The organism is Flavobacterium sp. (assembly GCF_040382755.1).
Classification (GTDB): domain Bacteria; phylum Bacteroidota; class Bacteroidia; order Flavobacteriales; family Flavobacteriaceae; genus Flavobacterium.
Genome location: NZ_JBEIET010000113.1, coordinates 1 through 6,558 on the forward strand (window position 1 = coordinate 1; position 6,558 = coordinate 6,558).

A 6,558-nucleotide genomic window follows, 5' to 3' on the forward strand; every position below is an offset into this window, starting at 1 on the left:
AAAAAGGAAAATTAAGTCAAATGAAAAACCAAGATATAAGTAATTCCATCGATTGGATAAGCATTTTGTTGTACTTCATACTCGTTGTTTTTGGATGGATGACTATTTATTCCGTAACGGTTCCTGCAAATCAAGAATACACATTTGATTTTAGCCTGAATTATGGAAGACAAATGATTTTTATGCTTATTTCTATACCCATAATATTTTCGATTTTATTTATAGATTCTAAAGTATTTGAACGATTTTCTCCTGTATTTTATGGAATTGGGATTGCATTGCTTTTAGGTTTATTCGTTTTTGGGGTTAGCAAAAAAGGACAAACCAATTGGTACCAATTTGGAGGATTTGGTTTTCAGCCTTCCGAGTTTGTAAAAACCGCTGTAGCCTTGCTTTTATCAAAATATTTAAGTGATGCGCAAGTAAATTTAGCTAAAAAGAACTTTCAATATATTGCCTTTGCTATTATTGGGCTTCCCGTAATACTCATTTTATTACAACCCGATACCGGTAGTGCAATGATTTTTTTATCCTTAATTTTTGTTTTATTTAGAGAAGGATTACCAGGTTGGTATTTATGGACTGGAGCCATTTCAATCGCTACTTTCCTTTTAGCACTTATCATTAAACCCATATATTTAATTTCATTTATTGGAATATTTATGGTGATTCATTTTATATTTAATAGAATGATTTCTCGGAATCCTATTGTTTACGGATTAATTTTTATCGCAATTTCACTTTTTTCCTTTTCGGTTAGTTATGTATATGATAAAGTTTTAGAACCCCACCAAAAAGATCGTATTAATGTGCTTTTAGGAAAAGATGTAAATATGAAAGCCGAAGGTTACAATTTAAATCAATCGATGATTGCCATTGGTTCAGGTGGATTTTTTGGTAAAGGCTATTTAGAAGGCACACAAACAAAAGGTGGTTTCGTACCCGAGCAACATACCGACTATATTTTTACCACAGTAGGTGAAGAATGGGGTTTTGTAGGCAATGTATTAGTTATTGGATTATTTGTAAGTTTATTTTTACGAATATTATTCCTTGCAGAACGACAAAAAACAAGATTTAGTAGAGTGTATGGCTATTGTGTCGCCACGTATTTATTTACCCACTTTTTTGTAAATATCGCTATGCTTATACGATTGTTCCCAACTATTGGAGTACCACTACCCTTTTTCTCCTATGGTGGTTCCAGTTTATGGGCGTTTACCATTATGCTATTTATTTTTATAAAATTAGATGCGAATAAAGTTAATGAGTGGTAAACGTGTTAGTTATAATGAAAACTAAAAATGTACTTCATAAAAGAGCAACAATTTTAAGCACTTTATTGATATTGCTTTTTGCAAACAGTAAGTTGTATTCCCAAATAATTTATACAGATATACCTGACGCCACTCCTAACGCCACATATTCTTTGGATTTAAATAATGATACGGTAGTTGATTTCATAATATATTTTGGTGGAAGTGGAAGTACAATTGGAGTTATGTGTAATCCGCAAAACAACAATGCTTATTCGGGAAATTTTGTTAATGGAACTTATTTACCATGGGCATTATCAACATCTAATTCTATTTGTGAATCTCTTGCAACATGGTATGATTTTACTACTCCAGGTACTTTGGCTTTGGGAACAAATATTGGTCACTGGGTAGGCGCTTCAGATAAATATTTAGCATTAAAACTAATTGTAGGTACAAATACATACTATGGTTGGGCACGGATTGATATTTTATCAAATTCTGCATCTTTTACCATTAAAGATTATGCCTATGAAAGTACCCCAAATGCTTGTATACAGTCAGGGCAAAATAATTTAGATACTATTGAATATTCAAACGAAAAACTTTTTTCTATTTTTCCTAATCCTTTTAAAACTTCTACTACTATTCAAACAAATAGCAATTTAAAAAATGCTACCTTGAACATGTATAATTCATACGGGCAAATAGTTAAACAAGTAAATAATCTTTCAGGTCAAACGGTTTTCATATCGCGTGATAATCTTTCAAGCGGACTTTATTATATTATACTGACAGAAGAAAATAAACTCGTTGCGTTAGAAAAACTACTAATTACAGATTAATTTTTAGTCTTTGAATAAATAAAAAGCCATTCAAGTAGTAAATGAATGGCTTTTTATATTTGAAATATTTTCTATTTTGAAGCTAATTTTTCTTTTACTTTTTTCTCCTTTTTAGTTTTAACAACAGGTATGTTTGTATCTAAAACGGTTAAATCAGTAAGTACATTTAAGGTCTCAGTCATGTAAATATCTTTAACTAATTCAGCATGCCATCTTTCACGCTTTTCTTTCAGTAATTCGTCATTCGCCATCAATTCTAATTCGTAGGGTAACGAAGTAAAATTTAGGTTGTTTTTATATTTTTCAAGACTCTTGAATTTTTTAGTTTGCGATTCAATATCGGCAATTTCTTTTTTATACGCAGCATAATTTAAACTTATAGAATTGTCTTCTTTTCTATCATTAATCCATTTTGCATTTTCAGAAATTAAATTAAAATTTTCATTTGTAGCAATTCTTTTTTTACTGTTCGCAATTACTTTGTCATAATTTACCTGTAAAGGCATGTAATTTGCAGGTTCGATTTTATCCCAAGGTAAAGCACTTTTTTCATCTTTTTCGCCTGTTTCCATAAAACTAAAACGATCTGGCATTACAATATCACTTTTTACACCTTCTAATTGTGTAGAGCCACCATTAACTCTGTAAAATTTCTGAGTGGTAGTTTTTAAAGCACCTAAATCGCCATATTGATTTCCACGAACAAATTCGTTTAATTCAAATACATTTTGAACTGTTCCTTTTCCGTATGATTGTTTACTTCCAATAATAATTCCTCTATTATAATCCTGAATTGCAGCTGCAAATATTTCTGAAGCTGAAGCCGAATAATTATTAATCATTACTACTAACGGGCCATCCCATTGAACTTTAGGATCAGAATCTGGTAAAATTTGAGCTTTACCGCCTGCTGGTTTTACTTGAACCACAGGGCCTTTATCAATAAATAAACCTGTCATTTTAACTACTGTTTCTAATGAACCTCCTCCATTGTCACGTAAATCCATTACAATACCCTCCACGTTCATAGCTTTTAATCTTTCCACTTCAATAGCTACATCTTTAAAAGCATCTCGGTTTAATTTGTTTTCAAAAGACTGATAAAATTTCGGTAAATATATCACCCCAAATAACTTCCCATCTTTATTAACTACAGAAGATTTAGCAAATGTCTCTTCCGTTTCTACTTCATTTCTTATAATTGGCACTACTTTTACCGTACCATCTACTTTTTTAACAGTAAGTTTTACCAAAGTCCCTTTAGGTCCTTTTATTTTTTTAATCACATCATCTAAGCGCATTCCAGCAATATCTATTGGTTCCTCGTTAGCTTGAGCAACTTTAATAATAATATCGCCTTGTTCTAATAATTTTCCTCGCCAAGCAGGACCTCCACTTATTAGTTCTGACACTTCAATGCCTTCATTTTTCTTTTGTAAACGCGCACCAATTCCTTCATATTTTCCACTCATACTTACATCAAATTTTTCTTTATCTTCAGGAGAAAAATAATACGTATGTGGGTCGTATTGCGTTACAATTGCATTGATATAAACCGTAAACCAGTCTTCACGTGTTAACTCGGCAATGAAACTAAAATTATTATTCAAATTACTTTCCGTAGTTTTTCTTGCGGTTATTTCTAATTCTTCAAATGATTTTGGTTCGGTTTTTTCAGCTGGTTTTTCTTCTTTAGCAGCACTCGATTCATCTATAATCCCAGACTTTAAAGCGTTTTGAATCTCTTCTTTATCTGTAATATCACTCAAAACAGCAAGTTCTAATTGCTTTCTCCAACGCTGATCTAAATCTTTCATAGTCGCAGCATACGGCAGTTTTTCATAATCTACATTGATGGTTTCATTGTCGTTTAAATCCAAAGGTTTTGAAAGAATACTTGTATAAATTACTTTCGATTCTTTCATTCTTTGCATTAATCGTTTATATGTTAAATCAAAAAATGATAAATCTTTGCTACGAATCATATCATCAATAGCCAATTCATATTTTTGAAATTCAGAAATATCTGATTGAATAAAAAAACGTTTCGTAGGGTCTAATGATTCAATATAAGAAGCATAAGCCTTTTTTGAAAATTCATCATTTAATTCAATAGGTGAAAAATGGCCTTTTTCTAACACAAAAGACAACAGTTCAATTAACATTTTATCTTTATCGTCGCCAGTTACTTTTTTAGAAGGAATAAAGCTCCACAATCCAGCAACTACTATCCCAACAACCAATAAAACTTTATAATTTCTTTTCATAAATTCTATACTTTTTTTCATTTTTAACTTCTAAAATCGTGCCAAATAATTACTGTATTACTTGTTACAAAAACAAGATAACAAATTTAATATTTTAATCTGCAAATAAATCATAATTTATAATAAATTAGCAAATAATTTAACACAATTTTAAAATGAAAAAAATTCTGGTTACGAATGACGATGGAATTGCTGCTCCAGGTATAAAAGCATTAACAGAAGTCATGCATGAATTAGGTGAAATTTATATCATTGCTCCAGATAGTGCTCAAAGTGGAATGGGTCACGCCATAACCATAAATAGCACATTAGAATTGAAACATATTCCTAATTTTTTAGGTACAAATAACGCTTATAGCTGTTCTGGAACACCTGTAGATTGTGTAAAAATGGGCGTACATGAAGTGATGAAAAGTAAACCTGATTTATGTGTTTCTGGTGTCAATCACGGGTCTAATTCTTCTATAAATGTAATTTATTCTGGTACGATGAGTGCTGCTGTAGAAGGCGGTATTGAAGGGATTCCTTCTATCGGATTTTCTTTGTGTGATTATAGTTGGGATGCAAATTTTGAATACATCAAACCTTTTATTAAAAAAATTGTTTTAGAGGTTTTAGAAAACGGCTTGCCTGAAGGTGTGGTTTTAAATGTAAACTTTCCAAAAACAGACCAAATTAAAGGAATAAAAATTTGTCGTCAAGCGAAAGCCACTTGGGAAGAAGAATTCGACAAGCGCACCAATCCAATGGGTAAAGAATATTACTGGTTAACCGGGAAATTTGTAAACCACGACAATGGTAAAGATACGGACGAATGGGCGTTAGCTAATGATTACATTTCCATAGTTCCCGTTCATTTTGATTTGACGGCATACCACGCAATTCAACAATTAAATAGTTGGGATTTATAGTTTTTAAATAAGTTTTCTAAGAAAAATTCTACGATTCTATAGGATTAAGAAAGTTTTCTAACCGATTCTCTTTTTCTTAATTCCGTTTTAATAACCACGGTTTCGAATATTTTTTCAGATTCAGAATCTGGAATTTCTTCAATGCGTTTGATAATTAATTCGGCTGTTTTTTGACCAATTTCTGGTGCGTGTTGGCTAACAGTAGATAAGCTTGGCGTCATTCTTCTTGACCATAATCCATCTGCAAAACCAATAATTGAAATATCATTTGGAACGTGAAAACCATTTTTTAAACAAAATTTCATTGCAGCAACAGAAGCATATTCATCAACTGCAAAAATCGCATCTGGTTTTTTATCTAAAATAAGTTTGCCCATTTTTTCATCAAAGCCTTCATCTGAATCTGTCAATAAAGCTAAAGTTGCATCAAATTTCTTGTTATTTTTTTGCAATGCTTCTTTGTATCCGTTTTCTCTTAATTTTCCAACGCTCAAATTATTAATTGAAGAAAATAGAGCAATTTTTTTACAATTGGTATCAATTAAATATTGCGTCGCATCTACTGCTGAATCAAAATCATCAACAATAACTTTATCGCATTTTAGTTCTGGAGCAATTCTATCAAAAAGAACTACTGGAGTACCATCACGCAATACATTATATATATGTGTAAAATTATTTTCTTTTTGCGTTTCTTCCGCCAAAGCTAAAATAAAACCATCAATGGCTCCGTTGTCTAACATTTCAAGCATCTGTTTCTCTTTTTCAAGAGATTCATTAGAAGTACAAGTAATTAAATTATATCCTTTTTCGTTAGCATATAATTCAATTCCAGAAAATACCTTTGCAAAAAAAGGATTTAAAATATTTGGTAAAATCACACCTATAGTATAAGAACGCTGATTTTTTAAATTTTTAGCAATACTATTTGGCTTGTAGTTTTTCAGCAGTGCAAACTCTTTAATTTTTATTTTAGTTTGCTCGCTAATTTCTGGGCTGTTACTTAATGCTTTAGAAACTGTAGATGTAGAAACACCTAATTCTTTCGCTAATTCTTTTAATGTGGCTTTAGATTTCATTTTTATACTTTTTCAAATTCAAAAATATAAAAAATCAGCGAAAAGAACCTTATAAATTGAATATATTTTATGTGCCCTTTTAAAGAGTTCAAAATCAATAGAAAAGAATTTTAGTTTAGAGTTTGTAATTTTAATAAATAATTGTACTTTTGCACCCCTAATCCCTAAGTTTGGGAATAGGAATGGAATGTTTAATTAAA

Annotated in this window: 5 protein-coding genes; 3 read left to right on the forward strand and 2 right to left on the reverse strand. The window is 30.9% G+C overall.

From position 1 onward, the window contains the following. Positions 1 to 20 precede the first annotated feature (20 nt). Positions 21 to 1,277: a rod shape-determining protein RodA gene (gene rodA / locus ABWO04_RS09190; protein ID WP_353079389.1), complete on the forward strand. Its 1,257-nt coding sequence runs from the start codon at positions 21 to 23 to the stop codon at positions 1,275 to 1,277. Positions 1,278 to 1,291: 14 nt separating this feature from the next. After that, positions 1,292 to 2,101, forward strand: coding sequence for a T9SS type A sorting domain-containing protein (locus ABWO04_RS09195; protein WP_353079381.1), 810 nt, complete (start codon positions 1,292 to 1,294; stop codon positions 2,099 to 2,101). 71 nt (positions 2,102 to 2,172) lie between these two features. Here ABWO04_RS09195 and ABWO04_RS09200 read toward each other — a convergent pair whose 3' ends face one another. Continuing rightward, positions 2,173 to 4,389 (reverse strand): carboxy terminal-processing peptidase, encoded by a 2,217-nt coding sequence (locus ABWO04_RS09200; protein WP_353079383.1) that lies wholly within the window; start codon positions 4,387 to 4,389, stop codon positions 2,173 to 2,175. 134 nt (positions 4,390 to 4,523) lie between these two features. Between ABWO04_RS09200 and surE the strand changes: the two genes are divergently transcribed. Then, positions 4,524 to 5,279, forward strand: a complete 756-nt coding sequence (gene surE, locus ABWO04_RS09205; protein WP_353079385.1) for a 5'/3'-nucleotidase SurE — start codon at positions 4,524 to 4,526, stop codon at positions 5,277 to 5,279. A 44-nt stretch (positions 5,280 to 5,323) separates the two neighbouring features. On the opposite strand, the gene ABWO04_RS09210 is transcribed toward surE, so the two are convergent. Continuing rightward, positions 5,324 to 6,358 (reverse strand): LacI family DNA-binding transcriptional regulator, encoded by a 1,035-nt coding sequence (locus tag ABWO04_RS09210; RefSeq protein ID WP_353079387.1) that lies wholly within the window; start codon positions 6,356 to 6,358, stop codon positions 5,324 to 5,326. Positions 6,359 to 6,558: the final 200 nt, after the last annotated feature.

Coding starts and splice junctions, on each gene's coding strand:
- rodA (WP_353079389.1), top strand. CDS start 21: ATGAAAAACCAAGATATAAGTAATTCCATCGATTGGATAAGCATTTTG.
- ABWO04_RS09195 (WP_353079381.1), top strand. CDS start 1,292: ATGAAAACTAAAAATGTACTTCATAAAAGAGCAACAATTTTAAGCACT.
- ABWO04_RS09200 (WP_353079383.1), bottom strand. CDS start 4,389: ATGAAAAAAAGTATAGAATTTATGAAAAGAAATTATAAAGTTTTATTG.
- surE (WP_353079385.1), top strand. CDS start 4,524: ATGAAAAAAATTCTGGTTACGAATGACGATGGAATTGCTGCTCCAGGT.
- ABWO04_RS09210 (WP_353079387.1), bottom strand. CDS start 6,358: ATGAAATCTAAAGCCACATTAAAAGAATTAGCGAAAGAATTAGGTGTT.